Below are 26,661 nucleotides of genomic sequence, written 5' to 3'. Positions count from 1 at the left end.
GTGGTCCCGCGCCGCAATTGACGCACCGCGCACGATGGCGGCGGTTGCGCGCGGATCTTCGCCTGAACTGAGCCGATGCCAGCCGCCGAGGGGGACGCCACGTGTCACGGATGACCTGCACCGGTCGGGTTCCTGGAGACAGGTGAAGACCAGGGCCTACTTCCCATGAGCCGGGATAAGTCAGGCCCGCGAGGCAGAAGCGGGCGACAGGGTATCCGGAGGTGCGTGTCTCCGCCAGGGTGCGCAGCGATGACAGTGCCTGGATACCGTTGGGTAAGCCTTCTTCCCTAGCGTCTGGACGCGCTTTAGCTGCTGTCGTGACTGATCCTGCCGGGTGTCTGGGGACCCGGTGTCGCCTCGTGCCGTGCTCTGCTTCGCCGAACGTAAAGGTGCCACTGTGGCAACCCCTGCTAATTTTGTGACTATTCGCGCCGCGGCGCCGACAGGTTTCCGGCCCACCACCCCAGGACGCATCAGCAACCCGACCAGCTCGTACTCCACCCTTTTGGTCGCAGTCAAACAATCGGGCCTCATGGTTCGGCGGCGCGGCTACTACCTCATCCTTTTCTGCACCCTGATGGTGTGCCTCGTCGCCGTGATCGCCGGATCGTTCGCTCTAGGACACAGTTGGTTCCAGCTCCTCGTCGCTGCAGCCGTGGGCGTACTCCTCACCCAATTCGCCTTCCTTGCCCACGAGACCGCGCACAAGCAGGTCTTCGAATCAGGGCAGCACAGCGAACGATGGGGCCGCGTCCTGGCCGCCGGCATTGTCGGCATTTCTTACGCATGGTGGATGAACAAACACACCCGCCACCACGGCAACCCCAACACTTCCGGCCGAGACCCGGACATCGCCCCCGGCGCGTTGATTTTCACCCCCACCGGCAACCCTGCCAGAACAGGTCTCGCCGGCCTCTTCGCCCGCCACCAAGGACACATGTTCTTTCCCCTCCTCATCCTCGAGGGCCTGAACCTCCACGTCACGTCCTACCGGGCCCTTTTCACCCGGAAAAAGGTCACCAAACGGGCCCTCGAAATTGCTCTCATCAGCACCCACTTCCTTATCTACGTTGGAGCGCTCCTTTGGTTCCTGCCACTAGGAATGGCTTTCGCGTTTCTCGGTGTGCAAATGGCCGCCTTCGGGTTCTACATGGGCGCATCGTTCGCTCCCAACCACAAAGGCATGACCCTCCTCGAGCCTGGAAGCAAAGTCGACTTCCTCAGCAAGCAAGTCCTCACCTCCCGAAACATCGGAAACAGTGCACTCATGACCACGGTGTTCGGTGGACTGAACTTCCAAATCGAACACCACCTCTTCCCCAATATGCCGCGCCCTCACCTGCGTCAAGCCAGCGTCCTGGTGCAAAAGCACTGCGCAATCCACGAGATTCCCTACACCCAGACGTCTCTCCTGCAGTCCTACCGAATCGTCATCGACTACCTCAACCGTGTCGGCCTCGCCGCCGGCGGTGACCCCTTCGACTGCCCCGCCGCGAGCACCCTCCGCCCATAAGGCACTTCCCTGTGCCACACCCCGACCAGCGAGACCACGAGGCAAACTGTGACTCACAGATTCCGTAGCTACGCCGCCATCGGCGACAGCTTCGCCGAAGGCCTCGGCGACTTACACGCCTCCGGGGCACCTCGAGGATGGGCAGACCTCGTCGCGCAAGGCCTCGCCGCAGCAACCACCCAGCAAGTCAGCTACGTCAATCTCGCCATCCGCGGCAAGCTCCTCAGCCCACTCCTTGACGAACAACTCGCACCAGCCCTCGCCTTGAAACCTGACCTGCTCAGCATCAGCGGCGGCAACAATGACGTCATCCGGCCCCGCGTCTCAATCCAGGCCAACACAGCGCGTCTCAAAGCCGCCATCGATCAAGCAGCAGACGCCGGCACTCACGTTCTGTTCGTCACCGTGGCAAACATGACCCACCAGCTGCCTCTGGGCCGGCTCATCCAGATCAGGGGTGACCGGTATGCCCACGGCGTTCAAGCGTGGCAACACCACGACCACGTCACAGTCGTCGACAACTGGTTCGACACCGCGTTCCACGACCCGCAGTTCTGGGCCGCCGACAAATTGCACCTGAACACCCGGGGCCATTACCGCGTCGCCACCAAAGTCCTCACTGCCCTCAACGTCACAGCCCCCACCTGGCCCGAACAGCACCTGCCTCCCACAGAGACGCCATCGAGTCGAACGCACTTCGTCCAGCACGTGATCCCGTGGATCGGACGCCGCCTCAGGGGCCGTTCCTCCGGCGACGGGCGCCCACCCAAACAAGGAACACTGCTCCCCGTCGACCCCACCGCTGCATCCCCTGACCGTGGCGGACCCGCGACAGAGGCGCCAACATCTTGACCATACGGCGGGACAGCCGCGACCGGCCTTGCGGGCACGGCCTTCGATAGAGCCTGTGCTGGAAGTGCATGCGGCTTGGCCAGAGCCCGCATCCTTGCAGAAGCGGTGGCCGTCAACCGGGGATGCCGAAAAGCTAGCGCCGGGACGTAGCGAGGGGCACGAAGTCGTTCAAGCTCCGTGCCCCCCTGCCGATGTTGTTGCCTGAACTTCACGGGCAGGGATGCAAGCAACACCGGCCAGAGAAGACGAAAGAAACGCCTTCGACTCCCGGGACGCTACGCCGCAGCCCAGTCGTTGTCCGCCGCGCGCCCACGGGCATGTCCCGGAAGCGCACGTCTGTGCACGTTCGCACGGGGCGAGCGTTATTCCCGTAGTTTGAATGCGCCCTGTTTTCGGACAGGGCAGGGTCAGATCCCCCCATCTGACCCTCTGGCCCTGGCCCGCACCCCCCCCGCGAGCCAGGGCCCTTTTGTTTCGTGGTCCTCAATGCTGGAGGTCTCGGATCAAGAAAGTGTTGGTGCGAGCAGTACCGCCACCGCGGGGCGTGGGGGAGGGGCCGCCGCGCACATCCGACCCCTACCCTCGACGCCGCCGTCCCGATGGTCCGGGAACACATCTGAGGCGTCGTCAGCCTCGATCCTTGGACGGTTCGTCCGTAGGTAGATGGACAATGGTCCCGGGGGGGAGCCACGATGATCACCGTCTACAGCAAACCGGACTGCGTGCAATGCGCCGCAACGTACCGGAGCCTTCAGGCCCCGGGGGCTCGAGTACCAGGTTGTCGACGTCACCATCAACGACAACGCCCTCGCCTACGTCAAAAGCGAGCTCGGCTACCTCGGGGCCCCCGTGGTCGTGGTTTCCGAGCACGACCACGGGACCGGGTTTCGCCCTGACCACATCGCGCGCATCGCCGCCGGCGGCGCCACCGAGAACGAAGGAGTCACCCCGTGAGCGGACACCACCACACCCGGCACCGCGACCCCCGGGCCCGCAGCGGAAGGGACCAGCCCTGTTCGTAACGAGCACGGCCGCTTCATCTACGACGCCACTTACGACCCCGCAGACGGCGACAAGTACGATGACGACAGCCACCTGCAGGGCCTTGACGACATCAACGACTAGGCGGGTCCACTGATGGACTACGACACCTGGGCGTTGGAGGAGGTGCCCCCGGATCTCACTGATGAGGACGCGCCGGCATCTATGGACGAGCCCGAGGAGGAGGTCTATCCGTGGGAGCTGACTGATGTCGAACACCGCATCTACGAAGCGGGCTTCATGGCCGGGTACGCCTCTCGTGACTCAGAGGTCGCGCAGCTGAACCACGAGGCCGACCGCCTCTACGGCAAAGCGTTCAACGCCCCGGTAAGGGGTGCCGGCCGGAGCCGGTCATAAGGTCCGTTATCAGCCACAGGCTGGACACGAGAGCGAGACGCGTAATTCTTGAGGTGGGCGTTACTGCACGGTTGGTAGAGCATCTAAGGGGCAGGTCGACTTCCGTTGCTCCTTGGCTATCCCGCACTGGGTTTGGGGCTTAGCTTCACTTCTTCTCGCGCCTCATCTTCCGGCTGGACGCCAGTCCTCAGGAACGACAGAACGCCATTTACATGTGCCAGGGCATCCGTTCGAATAAGTTCCGGGGCGAACAGGCTGTCGCGGTACCGAACGGACGGTTGAAATTCGACGTGCGCGACGGCCGGAACAACTGAGTTTTTTGCGATGCTGCGCCCGAATGACAGCCGGGCAAGAGGCTCACCATCTGGCAGCTCATCAAACCGGTTTTCCACGCGGAACGATCCTTGCTGCTCCGCGGATGCCATGTCGAGCTGCAAGCTCATTCCCTCGATGCTTAGCGCGTTGATTATGGGGACCGCCACGATCAACCCTCGGTGTTTGTCGGCGTTATCGAGCTCGGAAAGTACATGTAGCCAAGAAGCGACCCCGTCTTCCTGTGGGTGAAGAAACGGCTGAACCGCCTTGATTCGTTCCACGAAGATGTCACTCACGCCGCTCAGGTTGCGATCGACAGCCTCGCGCCACTTGCGCTCGTCAGACACGATAGGAAAGGCCAGGGACCGAGGTCGCTTCGGCGTTCCGCCGTCTAAATGCGCCAGATCCCAAACCAGCCCATCCAGGGCTGACCGTGCGTTGTGAACTGCGTCACCCAGGGCGAGGGCCCACTCGTCAGCTGGAGGACGACTTCCGCGAGGCGCTAGCAGTTCGACATATTGGCGATCCACAGAGACTTGAACTGGTGCCATGAAGGAACGGGAAGCGTTCCAGACTCCGACCTGGCCAAAGAGCGTGGCCAAAAGTTCGTTAGCCCGGTTCAGTTTCATGCTCGGCCATGGGGAGACGTCTATGCCCTCGATGAGGGAGCGCAGTTGCGGCATGGGCCGAGGGTATCGATGTCCTTGTCCTCATGGTCTGCCAGCACCTGTCCCAGAACTGACATAATCAACATTATCAGGTGGTCGTCCGTCGTTCGTCGAGCCATCTCGGAGCAATGTCTTCGTATGCCCGACCTCCCGCCTACGGCGTCACCAGCGGTGTAGGTGCTTGATGAGTGATATGACCGCCCCAACATCTCCGCCGTCTTCAAGCCAAGATGCCGGGCTCTTGCGCCCTTGACCTAGAAGGTCTTCCTGGCGAGTCGCAAAGAATCGGCCCGCCGTCCGCCAGTCCCAATCCCGGAGGAGCGGAATGATGGATTCGAGATGCGGCAGTGTGCGGCCGACGGGTCGCGTGTTGAACTGCCAAATCGGAACTCGCAATTCGCCGGCTATATCGACGGCCATCAGACGGTCCTCACGAACGGCAGCCTCGATCTCATCCATCGTGAGACGGAGGAATGTGGCCGCGTCCTCCAAGGAAGACGTTTCCGCCGCGGCGGTCAGCCACCATTCCATGGCGCTCAGTTCTAGCGAGCCGCGCGCAACTGAGGCCTCAGCCTCGGCCAGTTCATGCTCGGTGAAGGCGCCTGAGGATACGAGGAAGGCCCGGTTTGGATCGTCGGACGGAGGTCGTCGCACCGGCTCGAGGCTGCGGGCGAACGCTAGAAGACCGTCGAGAAGGTAATCAGTATCGGCCTCTAGGTCGCGAAGCGCTCTCAAGAGTTCCAGCGCTTTTTGATCCTGTCGGCTGTCTGCTTCACGTGACATGAAGGTCATGGTGCCAGTCGCAACCGGATGTCAGTGCAACCGTATCGCTGCCAACCCATGATCTTGCTCGTTAACGAGTGGGAATGAATATATGGACTTGCGGCGTGTCGCCATCGAGTTGCCGATTGACGGCGCGGTTATCCGCGGATGCGGCACGGCGTTGTCCCCCGACATAGATGCACCGCTGTTCCTGACGCTGGCACGACTTGTCGGCACATAAGTAGACAGCCCTAGATCGAAAAGAGTTGCTAAAAGGCCAGGGAACTAAGGCACGGTTCGGCAGGCCCAATCGGGATAATTGAGGCTTACCAAGGGCCAGATCGCAGACCCTTGAAGTGACAAGTTCGAGGGTGCGATGGCGAGAAGCGCTCAGCCAACGGCATCAAGCTTTCTTGAAATTAGGGGCCTTAGGGGGTTGATGTGCCGTTGACTGCGTTCCTGGGCGATCGGTCGTTGCTGGCGCCGATGCTCTCGCCCGGCGCCTGGGCCGACTTGAAGGAGCACCGGCCACGACCGGTCCTCAGCTGCGGGGAGACGGCGATCGTCAAAACGTCCCAGCTCGGCACGCAGTTCTTCGCTCACAAGGTCCTCTGCGAGCCTGGACACAAGGGCGAGACGAAGGAGCACCTCCGCGTCAAGGCCGCGGTCGTCGAGGCGGCTGCAGCGCTCGGATGGACGGCCAGGGCTGAGGTGCGGGCTCCGGACGGGTCCTGGATTGCCGACGTGCTCGTCGAGAAGGCTGGTCGCCAGGTGGCCTTCGAGGTGCAGATCTCATCTCAGGACGCGGAGCGCTACCGCGAGCGTCAGGCGCGGTACGAACGAGACGACATCGAGTGCTTCTGGCTGACCGCCAGGGCGAGCACGGAGCACTTGCCGGGCGTCCCGCTCCTCCGCGTCGACCCGCGGGCTGATGAGCTGGCAGTGTCCGTCCGATCACGAGCCTCGGCCGAGGTGCCCCTCGCCAGGTTCCTCCACGCCGTCCTCGAGGGCCCCCTTCGTTGGTCACCGACTCCGCCAGCGACGGTGACCGGGACCATCCGCTGGGGAATGCACATTTGCGACGCCTGCGAGACGCGGTCCATCGTCTGGGATGTCGATCCCTGCAGGATGATCTCCTGCGATCGCTGCGCCTGGTGGGCCTCCGGTGCCGAGCTTGCGCCCGGCGCAGCACCGTCAACTGCAGCAGCTCGCCTCCAGGCCACGGAGCCGCTCGCCATCTGGCGAGACCGGTTGCCTGGTGTCCCGTCGACGTTCGGGTGCCCCCGTTGCGCCGCTGAGATCGCCCCGACGGAGTTGTGGTGGCTGTACCGCCACCGGGCCAGCGACAGCTGCGCCAGCCGCACTGTCGTGCTCGACGTGACGCCTGCGGAATCGCACTGGTGCGCGCCAAGGAAGGGCCTCTACGGGACACACGATGTGGTCGAACATCTTGCAGGCAGGAAGAACAGCCGGCGCCGATTCACCCCGGAGGAGGTGGGTGATCTGGGCGGGTTGCGCCGTGACGCAGCCCAGCTTTATGCGCTGCGCGCACGGGAGGCGCAGGCGGCCGCCGAGAAGCGAGAGCGTGAGGAGGTCTTCCGGCGCCAGCGTGCCGAGCAGCTCCGCCTGTTCGAGGCGGCGCAGCCAGTCGCGAGCCCGGAGCAATTCGGCTTACCGCCACTGACGAGCCCGAAGCCGACCACCCCGCATGAGAGGACCGCGGCGATCGAGGCCTATGTGACGGCGCACCCGGGACTGGACACGGACGACGTCCGTCGGCTGTTCCCGCGGTTCACCGCGACGTGCGGCTGCCATAACTGCGCAGAGATCCTCGCGACCTACCGCGACGACGAGCGCCGCATCCTCTTCCGCCCCAAGAGCCGCGGCTCAGTGGTTCCGAGCAGGCGGTAGTTGCGCGCGGGTCCCCACCTGCAGGAGCGCCGGAGCGCCCCAGTGGGACCGCCGCGGAGCGCATGTTCTCGAAGTGGTTGCCGGTGTGAGCACTGTTCGCAACGGAGCAGCAGAGCTGCCCCCGAGAACACATCTGAGGGGGACATTCGCCGACAGGGACGAAACACCGGTTCAGCTCGACTATGAGCGGAACTGTACCTGCTGTGTATCGCTCGATATGGCTCATCGGGCACACCTGCAGGTACACCGCTCGGTCCGGAAACACGCAGTTTTTTAAGGGTGCGTACCTGGTGTACCCACTCATTTCAAAAAAGATTTACTAGAGGTATTTGCTCTTCCTTGCCGTCCTGACGTGTTCAGCATCTGAACAGTTAAGGTCCCCTTACAAGGTTTGCCTCGAGGGCTAGGTACACCAGGTACAAGACGCCCCGATCCGCATGCTGCTGCCGATCGGGGCGTACCCGAGGTGTACCCAGGCTGGTGAGCTCTCTATGGTCGTTCTGAGCGCCACCTCCCCGGACCGGTGCGGTTCGGAGGAGGTGGAGAGATGTACCCGGGCCTGCAGGTACGAGCGGGTACACGGACCCATCGAGTGCTTCCTCAACGAGATCTCACGCGTGGATGCTGATGGTCTTGTCGTCCGCGACTGCCGACCGCTTCGTCACCCTTCGTGTAGGAGGCGATCCAAATGAGCTTGGTGACGGGGTCGCCTGCCTCGTCGTAGCCCAGGGACGGGTACGGCTGCTTCCGCCAGTGTCCGCGGACGCTCCACGCCGGCCGAGCCTCCCCCGGGACGCCTTCGTCCGCACGGTACGCCTTGGCGTGGTCCGTCCCCGCCTTCACTCGAACGACGACGAGCGACTCGCGAGGCAGCGCCCCGGCGTGCCCATCCTGGCGTCCCGCGTCTCGCTCTGACTCCGTGACGCCGCCCTGTGCCATGAGGGCCCACACGGCCGCCAGGAGCTTCTGCTCGGGCCGATCCTCGTCCCACACCGCGGCAAAGGGCAGAGTGCCGACCAGCCGCTCCCCGACTTCCTTCGGGTCGTTGCCCACGCCGGCCGCGTACGTCCGCATCTGCCAGACGACCTGGCCCTGTCGGTACCAGACAGCGCGCACGTGGCGGTCGGAGCCGTCGGGGCGGCGCATAATGACGGGTCTCGCGAAGGTCCAGAGACCGTTGATGTGGACGGGCGTGGGGTCGAGCTGCTCGTCACCGTCCAAGCTGTCACCGCGAGCCGGAGGAGCTCTTCGTGCAGCAAGAACGTCTCCTCGGGGCGATCGCCGGGGCTGCTGATGCCGTCGCGCAGGAACGGGACGTGGGAAGGGGCGAAGAGCTGTGCTCGGCGAGCCAGCCGAGGAGCCTCCCCAGTCGACGCCAGGGCGAGGGCCCGCAACGTAACGGGGTCGAAGTGCCCCGTCTCGTTCTTCCGGACGGCGGCGAGCGAGCGCCCATGCCAAGCACGTCGTCGAGTCACGTCGATGGCTATGGCGACGTTGGGTGGGGTCCACCCCTTCGCGACGTAGTGACGGTCGAGCGCTCGTAGGGGATCCAGCAGGGTGTTCATGCTCGGTCCACTGCCGGCCGGCGGCCGCCACGAATCACCGCTCAGAGTCCTAACGCCGTAGTGCGGGGTCGCTTCTCCGTCGTGGAAGACCAATAGGGGCGAGTCGGGCAGCGACCCCGCCTCCATACCCTGAAGGGCTGCGTACAGTCCCGGGATGAGCGCCTTCAGAGCCTCAACGCGTTCCGACCGGAGGATGCCCTGCTGCCGAGACTTCGGCCGCTTGGTTGGGCGCTCCGTGGGCCGCGGCGGCCTCGGTGTCGATCGGCATCGGCAGCTTCCTCGCGGGGACGTCGGCTGGCGGGACAAGGTCTATGGCCGCGGTCGAGGGACGGCCGAGGGCGATCCGCAGCTGATCGGCGACATCGCCGTCGATGCGGACCGTCGGACCAGCCACCTCGACGCCGAGGCGACGAAGCGCCGCCATGGCCGTCCGGACATCTGTCTTAGCCTCGTTCGCTACCTCGACCACCCTGGGGCGGTCCATCCTCTGATGATGCCTCACGCATCGGCCTCGAGGCGAACGCGCTAGCTCGCGAAGCGCCGGCGCCCAACTGAAGCCGCCCGCTCCTGTGGTCGCGGTGCCACGCCGTCCGCGTCGAGCCCGAGCGAAGGACTTCAGAGAGAGCGTCGCACGCGCAAAATCCACGCTGCTCGTCGCAGGTTCGATTCACGACGCAGACGCGGTGTCGAAGCACGTCGGAGGAGGCGCCTTCGTCGCACCTCTTGCGTTAGGGGCTGCAGAGGTTCCGGCCCTACCGACTCCTTCGACGCTGGAATGAACGTCGGGTCGGGCAGCACGCCGGCGGAGGAGTCGACGCTCGAAGCAGCAGCCGACACTGATCTCGGCGGCATTTGAAGCAGACCAACTCTGGACGCGACGAGGCCCTGTAAGGCCGCCGTCATCACCACCGACACCACCATCACCTGGTTAGGAGACGCGGTGACGAATGTTCGATCTGTGAGCCATACTTACGCGCCGCCCGCCGGCAATGCCCCCTACGCCTGGCCGTCGACGCGCCATGCTGCCGCGCCCGACTGCGCGATGCTCGCTTCGACCAACGGCCTGAGGGACTTGTCTCGAGGATGGGGAGGTCAGCTTGAATGCCAGTGCCATGGGCACTACGACGACCGTGCGGCTGGAGAAGCAGTCGGAGCTGAGAAGTGCAAGGTTTTCTTGAGACCCTCTTGCACGGAGCTCGGGGGCCTCGTGATCTCTAGACGCTGCTCTAAGGGATCGTCGGGCTCAGGGGTGCTCTGGGGTGCTCATCGTGACGGCGCTTCCCGGCCCTCCGGGGCGGTGCAGTCGCGTTCTTGCATCTACAGATGAGCCAGTTTCAGCGTCGTTTTTGCGGCCGCAAACTGCGGTAATGGTCATTCCCCCAGGTGATCCAGCCCGCCCGGCGCCAAGCGTTCAGGGTGTGAAATCGAAATTCGCTGCGAGCGCGGTATTGCTTGTTCGAGGGTATCGAGTCGGGCAGCAGGCTTGGCAGCCCGCACGTACTGGGGAAGAGGTCCATGAAGAGTTCACCCCAAGTAGGCCACTCGCGCGTTTTGCGTCTCGCTTCCAGGATGAGGAACGCCGAAGCTTCTCCCCAGTGCTGGACAGTCTCGCCGCTGGTGAATTCTTCGAAGGCGTAAAGCCAAGGCGCGGGAGGTGGGGTCGATTGACGTGACCACCAAATCGGGTGCTGTTGCCTCATTCGGCCGTGCTCGTTCTTCCTACCGCGTTAAGGACGCTCATGGCCTCGTCCATGGCCAGAAAAACTGACGCTATGCCTTCCACGAGGTTCTTTTGCTCGATGCCTGACAGGCCATCCCATCTCGTCGACGGATCGAGTGTCGACGCAGCTCGCTGATTAGCAAGGCAACGGGCCGTCTCATCGATGAGGGTGACTCGAAACACAGGCCATGCATCTCGCCATGTCGTATCAGCCACGGAGCGCTCGACTGGGGCCGAGAGAGCCCACGCGGGCGTCGATTTGCGGGCCTAACTGATGTGATCGCATTGGGGCAGGTTGGCACCATCAAAGGCTGATGTCAATTCATAAAAGGTGCCCTGATCAGGTCCTTTCAAGATCAGGATCCCCTCGTAAACGAGCACAACCGCGCTTGGCGTGAACAGGTAGCAACATCGATTCGAAGGCGTCGACCGTCCGTAAATGCCCCGGCATCGGCAGGGGGCTAGGTCGTGAGAGGTTCGCGCCGGCAAAGCCGTCGCCGGGAATACACGTGCTTCGGCATCTTGATTCACGAGGGCGGCCGGGCCAGATGGCAAAGGCTGATCCTCGCGTCGCTCAATAGATGCCCCCTCGCCAAGCTTCTCGGAAGACCCCCCGCTCTTACGTCAACACTTCTGCGTAAGAAACTAAAACTTTGGGTAAGCGGTGTGCTCGCAGCTCCATGGCGTCTCTGTAGAGGCCATTTGTGGGTTCTTGCGGGGCTGTGAGCGGCCCGCGCGTGACCAAGTTGTGGCCAACTTACGCAATGCACTCCGGCTCGCGCTTCATTGCGGTGATGATGGCCACGTTGTGGGCGAACTGCGGCCTTTTTCCGGTCACATTCAGGGCACCAAGTTGAGCGCCGCGAAAATCACGCCTAAAAGCCTCAGTGGATTGCCTGAGTGGGCTGGAATGGTCAAATCGCGGCCGCAGGCGGACACATATGGGGCGCTTTCGGTCCATCTGTGACCGCGATGTGGCCGCGGGGTGGGCCGCAGTTAGTGTGGCGTCACCGAAGGTTGCGCCTATTCGCGAGGGCTACGACGAGGGAATGGGGCACCAGATCGGCGCGGGCAGGATCACTGCTGATCACTGGCACATCCCGCATCTGGCTGTCCTTCACCCGCCGCCTCCAGGGGCCTTAAACCGTATTGCCGCACGGCGGCGCCGGAATATGGTCGTGCCGCACTGTGGGCACCTATGGGACTAAGTCCTGCCTAGCGACCTAGCCCTGCCAGGGCCCAAGGCCAGGTGGCAACAACACGTTCGCTAGAACGGCCCCGCCTTACTCGTGTGCACCTGAAGGTCGGCGCGCCATACTGCATGGCCGCCAGTGAATGTTGGAACAAGATCCTCGGCGGTGGTTGTTCACCCGAGCAAGTGACGGCTGCAACTCATTCCAGTAGACCGCTAGACAGTCGGAATCGTGTCCAGCATTTGGAATTGACACCCGTCCTGCGGCAGAGAGGTGACGGCGTCTCTGCGAGCACCCCGCGCATCAGCAAGGGCTTTCCTCTTAGCGGGCGTCCTTCTTCGTCTTGGGCGCTTTGGGGAGCCTGCTGAGCGCCCGTGCTGGTGACCTCTATGCACAGCCCGCACGGGGTGGTACCGCTGTGCCACACGAAGAAAATGACGGGTACCACCGCAACCCCGACTTTCCGCGGCCAAATCGTGCCCTTGGTACCAGCCAGCCTCCTGGTACCAGGCCAAAAGCGACTACCCGGGGATGGGTGGGACCAGCGCGGCGGCGCGAGTTTTCAAAGTACGGGGAGCGTGCTCAGGAAGGCCTCTGTTGACTGCTGTTCATACGGAGTCACTCCTCGGAAATGCCTGTCGACAGCCATTCCCCGTGTTTCCGGGGCTGCGGGGTGCCACTTTGAAAACCCAAGGTCCCCTGGCGGACCTTTCAAAGGCTGTCGACAGGGGGCTTGGAACAGCCGATTTTGCCGATGAGAAGCTCCTTATGGAGCCACTTGGGGACTGTTGCGCAGAAAACTCCTGAAAATCACGAAGAGCATAAGGGAAGGTGACTCCGGCCTCTCTTTAGGAAAACGTGTCAGGCACACAGATTGCGACGGTCTTGTGGCTCTCGGACCTGCCAGATTCGACCCGATCCAGACTCGCAGGAGGGGGTCTCGATGTCTCCCATCAGGGCGATGCTCCGGCCGTCCTCGGGGACTCCGTCAAGGAGCCCAATGTCGTGTCGCGAGTCCGTCGACAACGTCAGTCAGTCGATGGAACGCGCGCAGCATCAGTCGATCCGAGTTGACGCGGCAAGCGATCTCTCCGCCTCGGACACGTGGATCGAGGCACCCCGTACACGGTCCTTCCGGGCTGCCACAAGCTACCTAGGCCGCTGCGCTGGCATTTGAGCTGGTTATGCGCGGCGACCCAACTGATGTCGATCCTTCTGCCGCTCGCGAGCTTGAACAGTCCGCCCGGCTGAAAAGGTTTGAGCCGCTACATGGCACGGGTCCCCGATCGTTTTGCTCGAGCAGTGACAGTCGGGCCCATTGCAACCCGCACCACGCTGCCGGCGTCTGGCGCAGCGTGGCGTCGGATGCGCTTCAACGTCGTGAAGGTTGACCTTGGGGGCCTAGAAGCGGGTGGTTATCCGTGGGAAATGCCCCCTGCCTCGGCGAGGTGATGCGCCTCCGCGCAGCCCCTCTCGTCCGCAAATTCCCGAGGAATCATTTGCGAAATCATTTTCAGAATGATTTGCAAGAGTTTTTCGTGGGGTCCGCAGGCAACTAGGGGCGACTTACTCGACTCATCGGGCCGGCGAACACGGGCGCCAGCGACCTGGCCAGGCGTTGGTCCAACGCATACTCCGTCTGAGGACAGGCGAATTCGGTCCTGGACAAGCCGCTCGGCGGCTGGAGGCAACCAGCTATCTTCTGCAAGCAACGACGCCATTGGGCCAACTTTTCGGGTGGATAAACGCAACGAACTCGTGAGTACCTGTGCCATACTTCAAGCCGATTAAAGAGAAGCGACGAAGCAGCATCGTTACCAATGCAATCGACGGTTGGGGTGATTGCGTCGCAGGGAGAACGAACTCCCGCCGGTAGCTTTGCTAACGGTTCACACCTTCAGGGATAGAGCCTGCACGACTTGAGGGTCCAACAAAGGACCCTCCATGCCGTCGCGCACTCCCACCAGCACCGCTGTCCTCGATTCCCTCATCACGCCCGCAACCCTGGCTGATCGACTTGGGCTGACGGAGCGGACTTTGAGCGAGAAACGCATCACCGGAACCGGCCCGGCCTTCGTGCGGATCGGCAAGTCCGTCCGATACCGCCCAGAGAGCATCGACGCTTGGCTCCTGGCCCAGGAATACAGCAGCACCTCTCAGGAGGTGCGGTAGCCCGTGGGAAGCATCCACGCCTACGAAACGCGAGCTGGCAAGCGTTTCGAAGCGCGATACCGCAGGCCAGATAGCAGGCCCGCCCGAAAAGGCGGGTTCAAGTTGAAGCGGGATGCTCAGGCCTACCTAGACACAGTTGAGGTGTCCAAGCTTCAGGGGGCCTACATTGCCCCGAGTGACAGCCGCGCTACCGTCGCTGTCTTGGGCGCCGCGTGGCTCACCGCACACCAGTCGACCGTCAAGCCGTCAACTTTCTATTCAGACGAGTCGGCCTGGCGTGTGCACGTCGAGCCTCAATGGGGTAGCCGTTCCGTCGGCTCGATTCGGCATACAGAGGTGCAGGCGTGGGTCGCTCTTCTTGCGCGCGATCGGAGTAGGACATTGGTGGCACGAGCTCATGGCATGCTGGCGGCCATTCTCGAAGGCGCGGTCAAGGACAAGCGCATTTCCACCAACCCGGCTCGAGACGTCAAGCTGCCGAGAAAGAAGAAGGGGACCCGTGCCTACCTCTCGCACCAGCAAGTCGAACGTCTCGCGCGTGCCGCAAAGTACGCCGACCTAATTCGCTTCCTCTCTTACACTGGCTTGCGTTGGGGCGAGGCGACGGGCCTCAGGGTCAAGCACATCGACCAAGTCTCGCGGCGTATCCGCATCGAGGAGAATGCAGTGTCTGTGAACGGACAGATCGTCATTGGGACACCGAAGACACACGAGCGCCGAGCAGTTGTGTTCCCACCCTTCCTCGACCAAGCCATCAGCAGGGCTTGTAAAGGCAAGAGCTCCGAGGACCTTGTCTGGGGGGATGGGCTTAAGCACCTGCGGTCAGGCGATCTGCGACGAGGTTGGTTCGTGGCTGCCGTGGCTCGTGTGCGCGCTGAAGACGAGATTCTGGCCGCCGAGGCGCGCGCCAGCGGCAACGCGGAGCCGAACATGATGCCAAAACTGACCCCGCACGACCTCCGCCACACTGCGGCCTCGCTCGCCATCAGCGCTGGCGCCAACGTCAAGGCCGTCCAGAGAATGCTGGGACACGCTTCCGCCGCCATGACCCTCGATACGTACTCAGATCTCTACGAGGACGACCTCGAGAGCGTGGCCGTCGCCCTCGACAGCGCGCGTCGGCTGCGACTCGAGCAGTAACGCAGCAGTAACGGAGAGCCTGCAAGGACCCGATGCAAGGTGTGAGCAACCGCCTCTACTTCACTCGTTTACGAGGCGAATGTAACGTCTATCCCGAGCCACCGGGTGTGGTCATGTGGGTTCAAATCCCACCGGTACCGCCAGAGCAGAAGCCCCGAGAACCTTGCATCGACGAGGGGCTCGGGGCTTTTCTCTTCCCGCTCGGAGGCGCCGCGGTGAGGCAGCGGCACGACGGGCGGATGTCCGACGCAGTCGAGAGGCCGCCCCGTCACCTACGCGTCGCTCGCCTCGAGGGCCGCGTGCTGCCGCTCGATGCGACGGTTCACCACGATGGTCCGTGCGGCTACGGCGATCGAGGCCACAGCGCTGATCGACATCAGCACGCCGACCAGCTGGCTGTCGCCAGCGATGAGGACGACCGCGCACACGAGGACGACCGCGGACAAGGCGATCTGGACGGCTGGCCACGTGTTCGTCATGCGACGAGCCTACGAGCTGCACGTCGACCTCGCCTCGTTCAGCACCAGCAGCGTGAGCAACCGGAGCGACCCCTGCAGCGTCGACGTGTCCGGCTGCTAGGGGACGGTGACGACGACCTTGCCCCGGACGCTCTCTTTCCCCAGGCGGGCGAGGGCCACCGCCGTCTCGGTGAAGGGCTCGACCTTCCCGACGACGGGTCGGATGACGCCCGCGTCGACCAGGGCCGCGATCTCGACCAGCTGACGGCCGTCGGCGCGCATGAAGAGGAACTCGTACGAGACGCCGAGCTTGCGCGCCTGGGCCCTGACCTTGCGGCTCAGGCCCGCGATGGCCAGGCGCAGCACGGGGTTCAGCCCGGCCGCCTTCGCGAACGCGGGGTCGGGCGGCCCCTGGATGCCGATCGCGAGGCCACCGCGCTCGAGCACTCGGAGCGACTTCGACAGGTTCTCTCCGCCGAGGCTGTCGAGCACGAGGTCGTAGCCGGACAGCTCCTCCTCGAAGTCCTGGGTCCGGTAGTCGAGGACGACGTCGGCGCCGAGCTCGCGGAGGAAGTCGACGTCGCGCGCCGACGCGGTCGTGGCGACGTGGGCGCCGAGGTGCGCGGCGAGCTGGATCGCGATGGTGCCGACACCGCCGGCCCCGGCGTGGATCAGGACCCTCTGGCCGGGCTGCACGTCGCCGCGCTCGACCAGCGCCTGCCACGCGGTCAGCGCGACGAGGGGCAACGACGCCGCCTCGACGGTGCTGACGGAGGTCGGAGCGAGGGCGACGTCGGCCTCGTCGACGGCGATGCGCTCGGCGAAACTGCCGATGCGCGGGTCACGGGGACGGGCGAAGACCTCGTCACCGGGCGACAGGGTGCTGACGGCCGCGCCGACCTCGACCACCGTGCCGGCGAGGTCGTGACCGAGGGTCAGCGGCAGATCGAAGGGGAGGACGAGCTTGAAGTCGCCCTGGCGGATCTTCGCGTCCAGGACGTTCAGCCCCGCCGCGTGGACCTCGATCAGGACGTCGTGGGCGCCGACCGTCGGCTCGGGCACCGTGACCTCGTGCAGCGGTCCCTTGTAGGCGTCGAAGGCGAAGGCTCGCATGGTGGGGGCTCCTGGCTGGTCGGTCGGGGCGCTCTTCCGAGCGCGCTCAATGGTGAGCGCACTCAGCCGTCCTGTCAGGGGAGGCGCGTGGTGAGTCCCTCGACGACGGGCGCGGCACCAGGAGCGTCGACGGGCACCGACGAGCGGGTGACGGCGTCGGCGAGCAGCTGGAGACCGGCGGCGGACGGCGAGCCGGGCTCTGCCGTGAAGACGAGCATCTGCAGGCCGCGCTCGGACGTGAGGTCCATCGTCTCGAAGGAGAGCGTCAGGTCGCCGACCACGGGATGGTGGACGGACTTGGTGCCCGTCCGGTGCTCGCGGACGTCGTGCGAGGCCCAGAGCCTGCGGAACAGGTCGCTCCGGGTCGACAGCTCGCCGACGAGGGCGGTCAGCTCCTCGTCGTGGGGCGAGCGGCCTGCCTCCCGCCGCAGGAGCGCCACGATCTGTCTCGCGTCGGCGTCCCAGTCACGGTAGAACTCCCTCGACCGAGCGTCGAGGAACACGAAGCGGGCCGCGTTGACGGGGCTGCCCCCACCGCGGAACAGCTCGGAGAAGAGCGCCCGACCGAGGGCGTTGGTGGCGACGGCGTCGAGGCGACCGTTCTGGACGAACACGGGCACGATCGTCATCGCGGCGAGCATCTGCTGGACACCGGGGCGGATCTGGTCCCTGCGGGGTGAGGGGCGCCTCCTCACGGGGCGGCGGTCGACGGCCGACGCCCGCACGAGGTCGGACAGGTGCGCGGCCTCCGTCTCGTCGAGCTGCAGGGCTCGGACGATGCCCTCGAGGACGGTCTCGGAGACCCCGAGCGCGGTGCCGCGCTCGAGCTTGCGGTAGTACTCGGGGCTCACGCCGGCGAGCAGGGCGACCTCCTCGCGTCGCAGGCCGGGGACTCGTCGACGACCGCCGAAGTCGGGCAGGCCGGCGTCGGTCGGCGACAGCCGTGCTCGGCGGGACGTGAGGAAGCCCCCGATGTCGTCGTGCTCTGCGTCCATGCTCCGAACCTAGGGCGCGTCGTGGTCGGGAGGGGGGTCCTCGCGGGGCCCGTTCCGAGCGGGTCTGGCTCCGGAGCGACCAGCTGCGTTGACTGGGGGCATCACCACCGCGGGCCCGCACCACAGCGGCCCGCTCGACGACGAGGAGATCGACATGGTTGACGAGAACGTCTGGTTCATCACCGGAGCGAGCCGCGGGCTGGGCACCGAGATCGCGCGAGCCGCGCTCTCGGCGGGGCACTCCGTCGTCGCGACGGGGCGCGACGCCTCGAAGGTCGAGGCCGCCGTCGGCGCCCACGACGACCTCCTCGCCCTCGCCCTCGACATCACCGACCCCGCCGCCGCCGAGGCCGCCGTCGCCGCGGCCGTCGAGCGCTTCGGCCGGGTCGACGTCCTCGTGAACAACGCGGGCAACTTCTACGCCGGCTTCTTCGAGACGCTGAGCCCTGAGCAGTTCCGGGCGCAGATGGAGACGAACTTCTTCGGCCCCCTGAACGTCACCCGGGCCGTCCTCCCCCTGCTGCGCGAGCAGCGATCGGGCCAGGTCATCACCGTCACCTCGACGGCCGCCTTCGTCGGCGGGGCCTTCACCTCCGCCTACGCCGCGTCGAAGTTCGCGCTCGAGGGCTGGGCCGAGTCGCTCGCCCCCGAGCTCGAGCCCTTCGGGATCGCGTCGATGACGGTCGTGCCGGGCTTCTTCCGCACCGAGCTCCTGGTCGAGGGCTCGTCGACGATCTGGCCGGAGCTGGAGATCGCCGACTACGCCGAGGGCACCGCCCAGACCCAGGCCGCCTTCCGCGGCATGAACGGTCAGCAGGGCGGCGACCCGGCCAAGCTCGCCGACGCCCTCGTCCAGCTCTCCGACGGTGACGCCCTGCCTGCGCGCTTCGTCGCGGGCGCCGACGCCGTGGCCGGCCTCGAGCAGAAGCAGGCCCTGGTGCAGCAGCAGATCGAGGCGACCCGGGCCCTCTCCGAGTCGCTCTCGCACGACGCCTGAGACGACCCGCTGCTCCTCCACCTCCACGAGTGGTCGGCGGACCGCGGGCGTGCTGCTGCTGCCGCGCGCCCGCCGGTACGATTCGACCCGACGGGGCATCTGCCCCGCCGAGGCGACAGGAGCACCATGACCGACCCCGACGAGTTCGTCGGCTCCGAGGCCGACCGCCGGTTCCGGGAGGAGCTCCGCCGCAGCCTCGAGGCCGCAGACCGCGAGGGCGACGGCGCCTCCGAGCCCGACCGGGCCGAGACCGGCCTCAGGCCCGCGAGCGGCGGCACCGGCAGCACCGGCAGCCCCGCCCGGCCCGCGACCCGCGGCGCAGGCCCCTCGGCCGCAGGCCCCGTTGCCGGCCCCGGCGACGCGACCCCCGCCTCCTCGGCGAAGCCCCCGCGCTCGCGCCTCGACGTCTTCATGGACTGGGCTCCGCTCGGCGTGGGCCTGCTGGCGACCGCCGCGATCGCGGTCATCGCGCTCTACGGCATCTCCGGCGGCGACCTCGGCCCCTGGTGATCGCCATCGGCCACGCCATGTCATGAGAACGGCACGACGGACGGCCCCCGCCGTGAGGCGAGGGCCGTCCGTCGAGCAGGGCGTCGTCAGCGCGCCGACGAGGTGGCGTCCTCCCGCGACGCGTCGACGTCACCGTCGGTCGCCGCCGAGGCAGCCGCCGAAGCGGCCGCCGCCGCCGCGTTCCGCCGCGACCGGATGACGAGGCTCGACACGTAGACGAGCACCAGCGACACCAGGATGCTGACGATGACCGCGGTCTGCCCGCCGGCGAGGCTGATCTGCCCGAAGAGCACCCCGACCACGCCGTAGTCCGCGTCGGAGAACGTCGAGTTCGACAGCCCGATGTCGCCGAGCACCGGCAGCAGGAACAGCGGCAGGAAGGTGATCGCGACGCCGTTGGCGAAGGCGCCGAGCACGGCCCCGCGCCGCCCGCCGACCGCGTTGCCGATGACGCCGGAGGCCGCACCCGTCATGAAGTGCGCCACGACGCCCGGGATGATGATCGCCGTGCCGGCGAAGATCATCACCGACATGCCGACGATGCCGCCGACGAAGCTCGCGAGGAACCCGATGAGCACCGCGTTCGGCGCGAAGGTGAACGTGATGGGCACGTCGAGCGCCGGGATCGCGTTCTTGACCAGGCGCTCGCTGATGCCCTTGAAGGCCGGCACGATCTCGGCGAGGACGACCCGCACGCCGGCCAGGATGATGAAGACGCCCGCCGAGAAGGTCGCCGCCTGCATGACCACGTAGACGATGTAGTTCTGGCCGTCGCTGAGCTCGGACTCGATGTAGGCCGACCCCGCGAACAGAGCGACGACGACGTAGATGACCGCCATCGACAGCGCGACGATGACCGTGGTGTCGCGGAGGAAGCCCAGCCCCTTCGGGAAAGTGATGTCCTCCGTCGATCGCGACGGCTTCTTCCTCGACCGCGTCAGCGTCGCGACGAGGCCGCTGAGGGCGATGCCCGCACCGCCGGTGTGGCCGAGCGCGACGTCGTCCGAGCCCGTCACCTTGCGCATGAAGGGCTGCACGATCGCCGGCGACAGCGTCGTGACCAGGCCCTGGAGGAGCGAGCCCCAGAGCACGACGCCCCAGACGGGGAAGCCCGCGACGCCGAGGATGACGGCGATCATCGCGGCCATGTAGAACGCGACGTGGCCCGACAGGTAGATGTACTTGTAGGTCGTCGTCGCGGCCAGGAGCACGTTGACGATGAACCCGAAGAAGAAGATCAGCGCCGCGGCCGAGCCGTAGTCGAGCAGCACCTGCCCGACGATCGCCTCGTTGTTCGGCACGACGCCCTGCACGTCGAACGCCTGCTGGAACATGGCGCCGAACGGGTCGAGCGCGCCCACCACGACGCCGGCGCCCGCGGCGAGCACGAGGAACCCGACCAGCGTGCGGACGGTGCCCTTGAGCACGTCGCTGAACGCCTTGCGCTGCAGCAGCAGGCCGACGAGCGAGATCAGCGCGACGATGATCGCCGGCTGGCGGAAGACGTCGAGGAGGACGGAGAGGACGCCGTCCATCAGCTCGCGTCCTCGGCCGGCACGGTGATGCCCTTGCGGACGGCGGTCTCGCGCACCTTGGTGCGGAGCTCCTCCTTGTCGATGATGCTGTCGAGCACGACGACGTCGCCGAGGCCGCCCACCGAGTCGGCGAGGTCGGCACCGACGAAGACGACGTCGGCCGAGTCGGGCCCGACCGAGCCGAGGTCGGCGTGGTCGACGTCGACCCCGGTGACGCCGAGCTCCTTGAGGACCTTCTCGATGTTCATGTGGACCATGAAGCTGGAGCCGAGGCCGCTGCTGCACACTGCGAGGAATTTCATGCGTTCTGTCCGATCTTGAGGAGGACCGCCCGGGTGTCGGCGGCGGAGGTGGCGGCGAGCAGCTCGGTGCGGAGCGTCTCGTCGGAGAGGAGCTCAGCCAGCTCGGACATCGTCTCGAGGTGGCTGTGCGGGTCGGTGGCGGCGAGGCAGAGGAAGAGGTCGATCGGGTGGGCCGGCTCGTCGTTGAGCAGCACCGGCTCGGCCACGCGGAGGCTCGAGAGGGCCGTCCGCACGACGCCGTCCTCGGGGCGGCGGTGCGCCAGGGCGATGCCGAAGCCGAGGTCGATGTAGGTGCCGCCGTCGGCGATCGAGTCGACGATCGCGGTCACGTAGCTCTCGCGGATCGCCCCCGAGTCGAGGAGGGGCCGGGCGACCCGCGCGATCGCGTCGCGCCAGCCGTCGACGCGGTCGGCGAAGAGGACGGTCTCGGGGGTGAGGTGGTCTGTCAGCACGGTTCGTTCCTGGTCGTGGGCGGGAGGGGCGAGGAGAGGCGGAGAGGGGGCAGGAGTCGCGGGTCGGCGGCAGGGCCGGCGCCGGTCGGGTCAGCCGTGCAGGCCGAAGGCGATCTCGCTGTTCTGCGGCGTGAAGTGGCTGGTGCCGTACGCGACGGCCCGCTCGTCGCCGTCGAAGACGGTCGACGCGATCGTGAGCAGCGTCGAGCCGAGCGGCACGTCGAGCTCGTCGGCGTGCACCGAGGTGGCCGTGGCGAGCGAGACGAGGAGGTCCTGGCGCGCGAGCGTCACGCCGTGGACGCGGTGCAGGTGGCCGTAGAGGGAGTCGTCGGTGAAGTCGACCTCGGCCGTCTCGGGGAAGAGCGCGAGGGGCAGCCAGGTCACGACGAGGTGGTGCAGCGAGCCGTTGACGAACCGCAGCCGCGTGAGCTCGACGACGTCGTCGGCCGAGCTGATGTCGAGGTGCGAGGCGACCGCCTCGCCGGCCCGTGTGACGCGCTGGCCGAGCACGCGGGTGCTGACGGAGGCGCCCTCCTCGGTCTGCTGGGCGTGGAACCCCTTGACCTCGTCGGCGAAGCGCTCGCGGTAGTGCAGCCGGTACTGCGGCTCGGTGACGAACGTGCCCCGGCCGTGCTCGCGGACGAGGTGGCCGTCGGCGATGAGCCCGTCGACGGCGTGGCGGAGGGTGATGCGGCTGACGCCGTACTCCTCGCAGAGCACGGGCTCGGCGGGCAGCTGCGCGCCCGCCTCGAGCTTCTGGATGCGCGAGAGCAGGTGCTCGCGGACCGCGACGTACTTGCTCGTGCCGCTCGTCGTGCCCACAGGGTGCCTCCGCGCCGTTGCTGAAGTGGTGTTCATGTCGTCAGGTCGTCATGATGACTGGTCGAGCGTACGTCCGGCCGGGCGTGCGCGCAAATCTGGCCAGCAGGGTGACGCGCACCGCGCCTCCCTGGTTGCCTCGAGGTCGGCACGACGAGTGCCCGCGCACACGGAGAGAAGGAACCGCATGTCGACCTGGTTGATCACCGGATGCTCCACGGGGCTCGGACGAGCCTTCGCCGAGGAGGCCCTCGCCCGCGGGCACGACGTCGTCGTCACCGCCCGCGACGCGTCGACCGTGCAGGGCATCGCCGACGCTCACCCCGACCACGCCGTGGCGACCGCCCTCGACGTCACCGACGCCGACCAGGTGACCGCGGCCGTCGCGCTCGCCGCCGAGCGGTTCGGCGGGGTCGACGTGCTCGTCAACAACGCCGGCTACGGCTACCGCGCGGCCGTCGAGGAGGGCGACGACGCCGACGTCGCCCGCCTGTTCGACACGCACTTCCACGGCTCGGTCCGCACGATCAAGGCCGTCCTGCCCGGCATGCGCGCTCGTCGCAGCGGCACGATCGTGAACCTGTCGTCGATCGGCGCCCGCCGCACCGGGCCCGGCTCGGGCTACTACGGCGCCGTCAAGGTCGCGATCGAGCAGATGACGATGGCACTCCGCACCGAGCTCGCGCCGCTCGGCGTCACGGCTACCGTCGTCGAGCCCGGCTCGTTCCGCACCGACTTCTCGGGCCGCTCGCTCACCGAGTCGGCGACGGTAATCGACGACTACGCCGAGACCGCCGGCAAGCGCCGCGTCGGGGTCGACAGCTCCCACGGCACCCAGCCGGGCGACCCGGCCGCCGGTGCCCGCCTCCTGGTCGACGCGGTCGAGTCGGGCGAGGCGCCTTACCTCCTGCTGCTCGGCTCGGACGCCGTCGACGTCGTCACCGGCGCCCTCGACGACCTCCGCTCCGACATCGACGCCTGGGCCGACCGCAGCCGCGCGACCGACTTCGGGGCCTCCGGCGTCGGTCGCTGAGACACGCCCCCGCAGCGGACCCGGGGGAGGCGCGGGTCGGCCTAGAGGAACCCGGTCACCGCGACGGCGATCGCGGCCAGGAGGGCCACGGCCGCGAGCACCCGCGACGACCCCATGACGAGGCGCCGCCGCGGCCCGCCCGACCACGGCTCGTCGTCGGCGTCGCGCAGCTCGGGCGGCAGCTCGGCCTCACGGCGGCGGCGCTCCCGCTCGAGCCGGGCCGCGTGCTCGGCCCGGGCCTCCCGAGCGGCGCGCTCGGCCTCGTGCTGGCGGGCCGCCTCGACCTCGCGGTCGCGGGCGACCAGCAGCTCGAGCTCGCGGTGCCGCTCGCTCGACCAGGCGTCGAGGTCGTCGTCGCGAGGGCTCGCCGGGTCGGTCGGGGCGGCGTCGTCGGTCGGCATGCGGGGCCTCCGTCACGGGGCAGGGCGCCGTCGAGCGGCGGGGACTCCGTCGAGGGTAGCTCGCACGGCTGGGTCCGCACCGGCAGTCCGAGGCTCCGTCGCGCGACGGAGGCGACGCCCGCCCGCTCGTCGTAGCGTCGACGGATGGACGACTCGACGAAGCCCGACTCGACGAACCCCGACTCGACGAAGCCCGCCGCGACGAAGCCCGACCCGACCGGCGGCGCCCGCCCCGCCGCCGACGCGAAGGCCAACGACCTCGCCCTCGGCGTCGTCTTCCTCGCCGTCGGCGTCACCCTGCTGTCGACGCTCGACACCCCCTGGGCGAGCCTGCCGCTCGTGGCCGTGGGGCTGTACTACCTGACGAAGGGGCTCCGCGGCATGCGGGTCCGCACCGCCGAGCGCGACGAGGCGCACGGCCGGGCGCCCTCCCAGGCCCCCGACGCCTGAGCAGAGCGCCACTCCGGCACCCCGCTCAGCCCCGCCCGGCTCCGCCCAGCCCCGCTCGGCCCCGCCCCGCCGCGTCACCCCCGCCTGCTACAGTCCCGCCGACAGCGCCTAGGGTTCCGGGGTCACAGCACCCGTCTGGTCCGAGCGGCGCCACGGCCGGGCGCCATCGCCCGGGCGTCATCTGAACGGACAAAAGCCTGGAGGACCCCACCGGCGCGCCCCGCGCCGGCCCGAAGGGTCCCTCCGTGTCCACCACCGCGCTCCTCCTCGTCCTCGCCGCCGCCGTCTGCCACGCCTCGTGGAACGTCGTCGCCCACGGCGTCAGCCGCACCGGCACGCCCTTCCTCTGGTGGGGAGCGGTCGCCAGCGCCGTCCTGTGGCTGCCGGTCGTGCCGTTCACGGGCGGGTGGGGCGGCAGCCTGGCCGGCCTCGCCGTCGGGGCCACCGCCTCCGGAGTCCTCCACGTCGTCTACATGACGGTGCTGCAGCGCGGCTACGCGGTCGGCAGCCTCTCGACCGTCTACGCGACGGCCCGCGGCACCGGCCCGGCGGTCAGCGCCGCGCTCGCGGTGGCCCTGCTCGGCGAGCGGCTCTCGCCCCTCGCCGTCGTCGGCATCGCCGTCGTCGTGGTCGGGGTCGTCGCCACCGGGCTCGTCGACCGGGCCGGGGCCGCGGCGCGACCCGCGGCCGCCGCACCGGGGGAGCCGAGGAGGCGCGGGCTCGACCCCAGCATCGCCTGGGGCCTCCTGACCGGCCTGGCCATCGCCTCCTACACGATCTGGGACGCCCACGCGATCCGCACCTGGCAGCTCTCGCCCGTGTCGTTCATGGTCGGGGTCACCCTGGTCGAGGTCGTCTTCTACTCGGCGACGCTCGGCCGGCGGCGGCGGGAGCTGCTCACCGTCGTGCGTGCGCACTGGGCGAAGGTGCTGGCGTTCGGGGTGCTGTCGCCGCTGTCGTACATCCTCGTGCTGGTCGCGATCCAGTCGGCCCCGGTCGCCCTCGTCGCGCCGGCGCGCGAGACGAGCGTCGTCATGGTCGCCGTCTTCGGGGCGCTGGTGCTGCGCGAGGGGTCGCTCCGCGGGCGGCTCGTCACCTCGGGCGTGGTGCTCGGCGGCATCGCGCTGCTCGCCCTGTAGCGCGCCTCGCCGAGCGGCCGGCGCGCTGCCCCGCCGCCTCGCCGCCCGGCCGCCGCGCGGGTCGTCGAGGTGCCTCGTTCTGGGCCCTCCGAGCGGGCGAGGGCCCAGGAAGGGGCACCTCGAGGGCGCATCCCCGAGGAGGCGGCGGCCGCGCCCCAGCAGCAACCCCCCGAAGAGGGGGTTGGGCATACAACACGTGAACTCGGGCTGAACAAGGCAGGAGGTAGGTTCCTACGTCGGTCGACCTCGTGTCACCATCGTGACGTCCCGCTCCCACCCCGAAAGGCCGTCATGCCCCTCCGCCGTCCCCGCGCCGCGACTGCCCTGCTCGGCGCCGCGCTGCTCGCCGCCACGCTCTCCGCCTGCTCCAGCCCCGCCTCCTCGTCCACCGGCTCGGACGACGGCGCCGCCGGCGGCTACGCGGTCGACGACAGCACGCTCGTCTTCGGCGTCGTGCCCGACTCGGTCGACACCGAGACCAACTACCAGCCGCTGATGGACTACATCGCGCAGGAGACCGGCAAGACCGTCGAGTACCACGAGTCGACCGACTACGCCGCGCTGATCGAGGCGAGCATCGCCGGCCAGATCGACGTCGCCTCGTTCTCGGGCTTCACCTACGTCACCGCCACGAACAACGGCGCCGAGCTCACCCCGATCTCGTCGATCACCACCGCCGAGGGCCAGGAGCCCGGCTACTACTCGCAGGCCATCGTGCCCAAGGGCAGCGACATCGCGAGCATCGCCGACATGAAGGGAAAGAAGATCTGCTTCGTCGACCCCTCGTCGACCTCGGGCTACCTCTTCCCCAGCTACGCCCTGCTGCAGGCCGGCATCGACCCGGAGAAGGACATCACGCCGGTGTTCGCCGGCAAGCACGACGTCAGCGTGCAGAAGACCGGCGAGGGCACCGAGTGCGACGCCGGCTTCGCGGAGGACAGCGAGGTCGCCAAGAGCGACGCCGTCGAGGTCATCGACCAGCAGATGGTGCCCGGCGCCCCGATCGTCGAGTCGAACTCGCTGCCCGACGACGTCAAGGCGCAGCTGAAGGACATCCTCTCGAACGTCACCGCCGACGACATGGTCGCCGCGGGCATCGACAGCGCCGACAGCGAGGGCTTCCGCAGCGTGTTCTTCCAGACCACGCCGGTCGACGACGCGTACTACGACGAGATCCGCGACATCTGCGAGAAGACGAACGCCACGCAGTGCCAGGCCTGACGGCCTCCGCCTGAGGGAGGCGCGGTG

Annotated in this window: 24 protein-coding genes and 2 pseudogenes; 14 read left to right on the top strand and 12 right to left on the bottom strand. The window is 67.2% G+C overall.

What is annotated here, in order from left to right:
* Window positions 1-364: 364 nt before the first annotated feature.
* The 4 genes and pseudogenes from FHR77_RS12730 to FHR77_RS12715 all read left to right on the top strand — a co-directional run bounded on the left by FHR77_RS12730 (window position 365) and on the right by FHR77_RS12715 (window position 3,763).
* Window positions 365-1,513, top strand: coding sequence for a fatty acid desaturase family protein (locus FHR77_RS12730; RefSeq protein WP_341777367.1), 1,149 nt, complete (start codon window positions 365-367; stop codon window positions 1,511-1,513).
* 48 nt (window positions 1,514-1,561) lie between these two features.
* Window positions 1,562-2,365: a GDSL-type esterase/lipase family protein gene (locus tag FHR77_RS12725; RefSeq protein WP_167260736.1), complete on the top strand. Its 804-nt coding sequence runs from the start codon at window positions 1,562-1,564 to the stop codon at window positions 2,363-2,365.
* A gap of 692 nt (window positions 2,366-3,057) precedes the next feature.
* Window positions 3,058-3,319, top strand: a pseudogene (locus FHR77_RS16775) (glutaredoxin domain-containing protein).
* Window positions 3,320-3,502: 183 nt separating this feature from the next.
* Entirely contained in the window at window positions 3,503-3,763 is a 261-nt protein-coding gene (locus FHR77_RS12715; RefSeq protein ID WP_167260734.1) for a hypothetical protein, read from the top strand.
* A 116-nt stretch (window positions 3,764-3,879) separates the two neighbouring features.
* Here the strand turns inward: FHR77_RS12715 and FHR77_RS12710 are convergent, their stop codons facing one another.
* A complete protein-coding gene (locus FHR77_RS12710; protein WP_167260732.1) occupies window positions 3,880-4,761 on the bottom strand; it encodes a hypothetical protein in 882 nt (293 codons plus the stop codon).
* A 147-nt stretch (window positions 4,762-4,908) separates the two neighbouring features.
* A complete protein-coding gene (locus FHR77_RS12705) occupies window positions 4,909-5,538 on the bottom strand; it encodes a hypothetical protein (protein ID WP_167260730.1) in 630 nt (209 codons plus the stop codon).
* 417 nt (window positions 5,539-5,955) lie between these two features.
* Between FHR77_RS12705 and FHR77_RS12700 the strand changes: the two genes are divergently transcribed.
* Window positions 5,956-7,419, top strand: coding sequence for a competence protein CoiA family protein (locus FHR77_RS12700; protein WP_167260728.1), 1,464 nt, complete (start codon window positions 5,956-5,958; stop codon window positions 7,417-7,419).
* 600 nt (window positions 7,420-8,019) lie between these two features.
* Here FHR77_RS12700 and FHR77_RS12695 read toward each other — a convergent pair.
* Complete coding sequence (locus FHR77_RS12695; RefSeq protein ID WP_167260726.1) at window positions 8,020-8,640, bottom strand: hypothetical protein; 621 nt, start codon at window positions 8,638-8,640, stop codon at window positions 8,020-8,022.
* Between the two features lie 516 nt (window positions 8,641-9,156).
* The gene (locus FHR77_RS12690; protein WP_167260724.1) at window positions 9,157-9,468 is read right to left on the bottom strand and encodes a hypothetical protein; all 312 of its coding nucleotides are present in this window, start codon (window positions 9,466-9,468) and stop codon (window positions 9,157-9,159) included.
* A gap of 4,373 nt (window positions 9,469-13,841) precedes the next feature.
* Here FHR77_RS12690 and FHR77_RS16760 point away from each other — a divergent pair.
* The 3 genes and pseudogenes from FHR77_RS16760 (at window position 13,842) to FHR77_RS16155 (ending at window position 15,209) form a co-directional block, all read left to right on the top strand.
* Window positions 13,842-14,069 (top strand): helix-turn-helix transcriptional regulator, encoded by a 228-nt coding sequence (locus FHR77_RS16760; protein ID WP_167260722.1) that lies wholly within the window; start codon window positions 13,842-13,844, stop codon window positions 14,067-14,069.
* 3 nt (window positions 14,070-14,072) lie between these two features.
* Window positions 14,073-14,408 (top strand): annotated as a pseudogene (locus tag FHR77_RS16700) (site-specific integrase); the annotation flags it as partial.
* Between the two features lie 63 nt (window positions 14,409-14,471).
* Entirely contained in the window at window positions 14,472-15,209 is a 738-nt protein-coding gene (locus FHR77_RS16155) for a tyrosine-type recombinase/integrase (RefSeq protein ID WP_243861896.1), read from the top strand.
* Window positions 15,210-15,481: 272 nt separating this feature from the next.
* On the opposite strand, the gene FHR77_RS12675 is transcribed toward FHR77_RS16155, so the two are convergent.
* The 3 genes from FHR77_RS12675 to FHR77_RS12665 all read right to left on the bottom strand — a co-directional run bounded on the left by FHR77_RS12675 (window position 15,482) and on the right by FHR77_RS12665 (window position 17,775).
* Window positions 15,482-15,688, bottom strand: coding sequence for a hypothetical protein (locus FHR77_RS12675; protein WP_167260718.1), 207 nt, complete (start codon window positions 15,686-15,688; stop codon window positions 15,482-15,484).
* Window positions 15,689-15,784: 96 nt separating this feature from the next.
* On the bottom strand, window positions 15,785-16,780 hold the full coding sequence (locus FHR77_RS12670; RefSeq protein WP_167260716.1) for an NADP-dependent oxidoreductase: 996 nt from the start codon (window positions 16,778-16,780) through the stop codon (window positions 15,785-15,787).
* 74 nt (window positions 16,781-16,854) lie between these two features.
* Window positions 16,855-17,775 (bottom strand): helix-turn-helix transcriptional regulator, encoded by a 921-nt coding sequence (locus tag FHR77_RS12665; protein ID WP_167260714.1) that lies wholly within the window; start codon window positions 17,773-17,775, stop codon window positions 16,855-16,857.
* Window positions 17,776-17,929: 154 nt separating this feature from the next.
* On the opposite strand from FHR77_RS12665, the gene FHR77_RS12660 reads away from it, so the two are divergent.
* Window positions 17,930-18,772 carry an SDR family oxidoreductase gene (locus tag FHR77_RS12660; RefSeq protein WP_167260712.1) on the top strand — a complete coding sequence of 281 codons (843 nt, stop codon included), beginning with the start codon at window positions 17,930-17,932 and terminating at the stop codon, window positions 18,770-18,772.
* Window positions 18,773-18,898: 126 nt separating this feature from the next.
* Window positions 18,899-19,282 carry a hypothetical protein gene (locus FHR77_RS12655; protein ID WP_167260710.1) on the top strand — a complete coding sequence of 128 codons (384 nt, stop codon included), beginning with the start codon at window positions 18,899-18,901 and terminating at the stop codon, window positions 19,280-19,282.
* Between the two features lie 86 nt (window positions 19,283-19,368).
* On the opposite strand, the gene FHR77_RS12650 is transcribed toward FHR77_RS12655, so the two are convergent.
* From FHR77_RS12650 to FHR77_RS12635, 4 genes are all read right to left on the bottom strand, one after another.
* Window positions 19,369-20,817, bottom strand: coding sequence for a PTS ascorbate transporter subunit IIC (locus tag FHR77_RS12650; protein WP_167260709.1), 1,449 nt, complete (start codon window positions 20,815-20,817; stop codon window positions 19,369-19,371).
* Entirely contained in the window at window positions 20,817-21,119 is a 303-nt protein-coding gene (locus FHR77_RS12645; RefSeq protein ID WP_167260707.1) for a PTS sugar transporter subunit IIB, read from the bottom strand. Before FHR77_RS12645 ends, FHR77_RS12650 begins: the two co-directional genes overlap by 1 nt.
* Window positions 21,116-21,571: a PTS sugar transporter subunit IIA gene (locus FHR77_RS12640; RefSeq protein ID WP_167260705.1), complete on the bottom strand. Its 456-nt coding sequence runs from the start codon at window positions 21,569-21,571 to the stop codon at window positions 21,116-21,118. The genes FHR77_RS12645 and FHR77_RS12640 overlap by 4 nt, the downstream gene beginning before the upstream one ends.
* 90 nt (window positions 21,572-21,661) lie before the next feature.
* A complete protein-coding gene (locus tag FHR77_RS12635; RefSeq protein WP_167260703.1) occupies window positions 21,662-22,393 on the bottom strand; it encodes a UTRA domain-containing protein in 732 nt (243 codons plus the stop codon).
* A 184-nt stretch (window positions 22,394-22,577) separates the two neighbouring features.
* On the opposite strand from FHR77_RS12635, the gene FHR77_RS12630 reads away from it, so the two are divergent.
* Window positions 22,578-23,423, top strand: a complete 846-nt coding sequence (locus FHR77_RS12630; protein ID WP_167260701.1) for an oxidoreductase — start codon at window positions 22,578-22,580, stop codon at window positions 23,421-23,423.
* 41 nt (window positions 23,424-23,464) lie between these two features.
* On the opposite strand, the gene FHR77_RS12625 is transcribed toward FHR77_RS12630, so the two are convergent.
* Complete coding sequence (locus tag FHR77_RS12625; protein WP_167260699.1) at window positions 23,465-23,824, bottom strand: hypothetical protein; 360 nt, start codon at window positions 23,822-23,824, stop codon at window positions 23,465-23,467.
* A gap of 144 nt (window positions 23,825-23,968) precedes the next feature.
* Between FHR77_RS12625 and FHR77_RS12620 the strand changes: the two genes are divergently transcribed.
* The 3 genes from FHR77_RS12620 (at window position 23,969) to FHR77_RS12610 (ending at window position 26,634) form a co-directional block, all read left to right on the top strand.
* Window positions 23,969-24,274 carry a hypothetical protein gene (locus tag FHR77_RS12620; RefSeq protein ID WP_167260697.1) on the top strand — a complete coding sequence of 102 codons (306 nt, stop codon included), beginning with the start codon at window positions 23,969-23,971 and terminating at the stop codon, window positions 24,272-24,274.
* Window positions 24,275-24,519: 245 nt separating this feature from the next.
* Window positions 24,520-25,413: an EamA family transporter gene (locus FHR77_RS12615; protein WP_167260695.1), complete on the top strand. Its 894-nt coding sequence runs from the start codon at window positions 24,520-24,522 to the stop codon at window positions 25,411-25,413.
* Window positions 25,414-25,704: 291 nt separating this feature from the next.
* Window positions 25,705-26,634, top strand: a complete 930-nt coding sequence (locus tag FHR77_RS12610; RefSeq protein WP_056057878.1) for a phosphate/phosphite/phosphonate ABC transporter substrate-binding protein — start codon at window positions 25,705-25,707, stop codon at window positions 26,632-26,634.
* Window positions 26,635-26,661: the final 27 nt, after the last annotated feature.

This window comes from Frigoribacterium endophyticum (assembly GCF_011759585.1).
GTDB lineage: Bacteria > Actinomycetota > Actinomycetes > Actinomycetales > Microbacteriaceae > Frigoribacterium > Frigoribacterium endophyticum.
The sequence above is the reverse complement of the archived record's forward strand: the minus strand, read 5'-3'. Positions and strand labels throughout refer to the sequence as shown.

Bases quoted from the DNA above. Each gene is read 5' to 3' on its own strand.
- FHR77_RS12715 (WP_167260734.1), top strand. From the start codon at position 3,503: ATGGACTACGACACCTGGGCGTTGGAGGAGGTGCCCCCGGATCTCACT.
- FHR77_RS12710 (WP_167260732.1), bottom strand. From the start codon at position 4,761: ATGCCGCAACTGCGCTCCCTCATCGAGGGCATAGACGTCTCCCCATGG.
- FHR77_RS12705 (WP_167260730.1), bottom strand. From the start codon at position 5,538: ATGACCTTCATGTCACGTGAAGCAGACAGCCGACAGGATCAAAAAGCG.
- FHR77_RS12690 (WP_167260724.1), bottom strand. From the start codon at position 9,468: ATGGACCGCCCCAGGGTGGTCGAGGTAGCGAACGAGGCTAAGACAGAT.
- FHR77_RS16760 (WP_167260722.1), top strand. From the start codon at position 13,842: ATGCCGTCGCGCACTCCCACCAGCACCGCTGTCCTCGATTCCCTCATC.
- FHR77_RS16155 (WP_243861896.1), top strand. From the start codon at position 14,472: ATGCTGGCGGCCATTCTCGAAGGCGCGGTCAAGGACAAGCGCATTTCC.
- FHR77_RS12675 (WP_167260718.1), bottom strand. From the start codon at position 15,688: ATGACGAACACGTGGCCAGCCGTCCAGATCGCCTTGTCCGCGGTCGTC.
- FHR77_RS12670 (WP_167260716.1), bottom strand. From the start codon at position 16,780: ATGCGAGCCTTCGCCTTCGACGCCTACAAGGGACCGCTGCACGAGGTC.
- FHR77_RS12665 (WP_167260714.1), bottom strand. From the start codon at position 17,775: ATGGACGCAGAGCACGACGACATCGGGGGCTTCCTCACGTCCCGCCGA.
- FHR77_RS12660 (WP_167260712.1), top strand. From the start codon at position 17,930: ATGGTTGACGAGAACGTCTGGTTCATCACCGGAGCGAGCCGCGGGCTG.
- FHR77_RS12655 (WP_167260710.1), top strand. From the start codon at position 18,899: ATGACCGACCCCGACGAGTTCGTCGGCTCCGAGGCCGACCGCCGGTTC.
- FHR77_RS12650 (WP_167260709.1), bottom strand. From the start codon at position 20,817: ATGGACGGCGTCCTCTCCGTCCTCCTCGACGTCTTCCGCCAGCCGGCG.
- FHR77_RS12645 (WP_167260707.1), bottom strand. From the start codon at position 21,119: ATGAAATTCCTCGCAGTGTGCAGCAGCGGCCTCGGCTCCAGCTTCATG.
- FHR77_RS12630 (WP_167260701.1), top strand. From the start codon at position 22,578: ATGTCGACCTGGTTGATCACCGGATGCTCCACGGGGCTCGGACGAGCC.
- FHR77_RS12625 (WP_167260699.1), bottom strand. From the start codon at position 23,824: ATGCCGACCGACGACGCCGCCCCGACCGACCCGGCGAGCCCTCGCGAC.
- FHR77_RS12620 (WP_167260697.1), top strand. From the start codon at position 23,969: ATGGACGACTCGACGAAGCCCGACTCGACGAACCCCGACTCGACGAAG.
- FHR77_RS12610 (WP_056057878.1), top strand. From the start codon at position 25,705: ATGCCCCTCCGCCGTCCCCGCGCCGCGACTGCCCTGCTCGGCGCCGCG.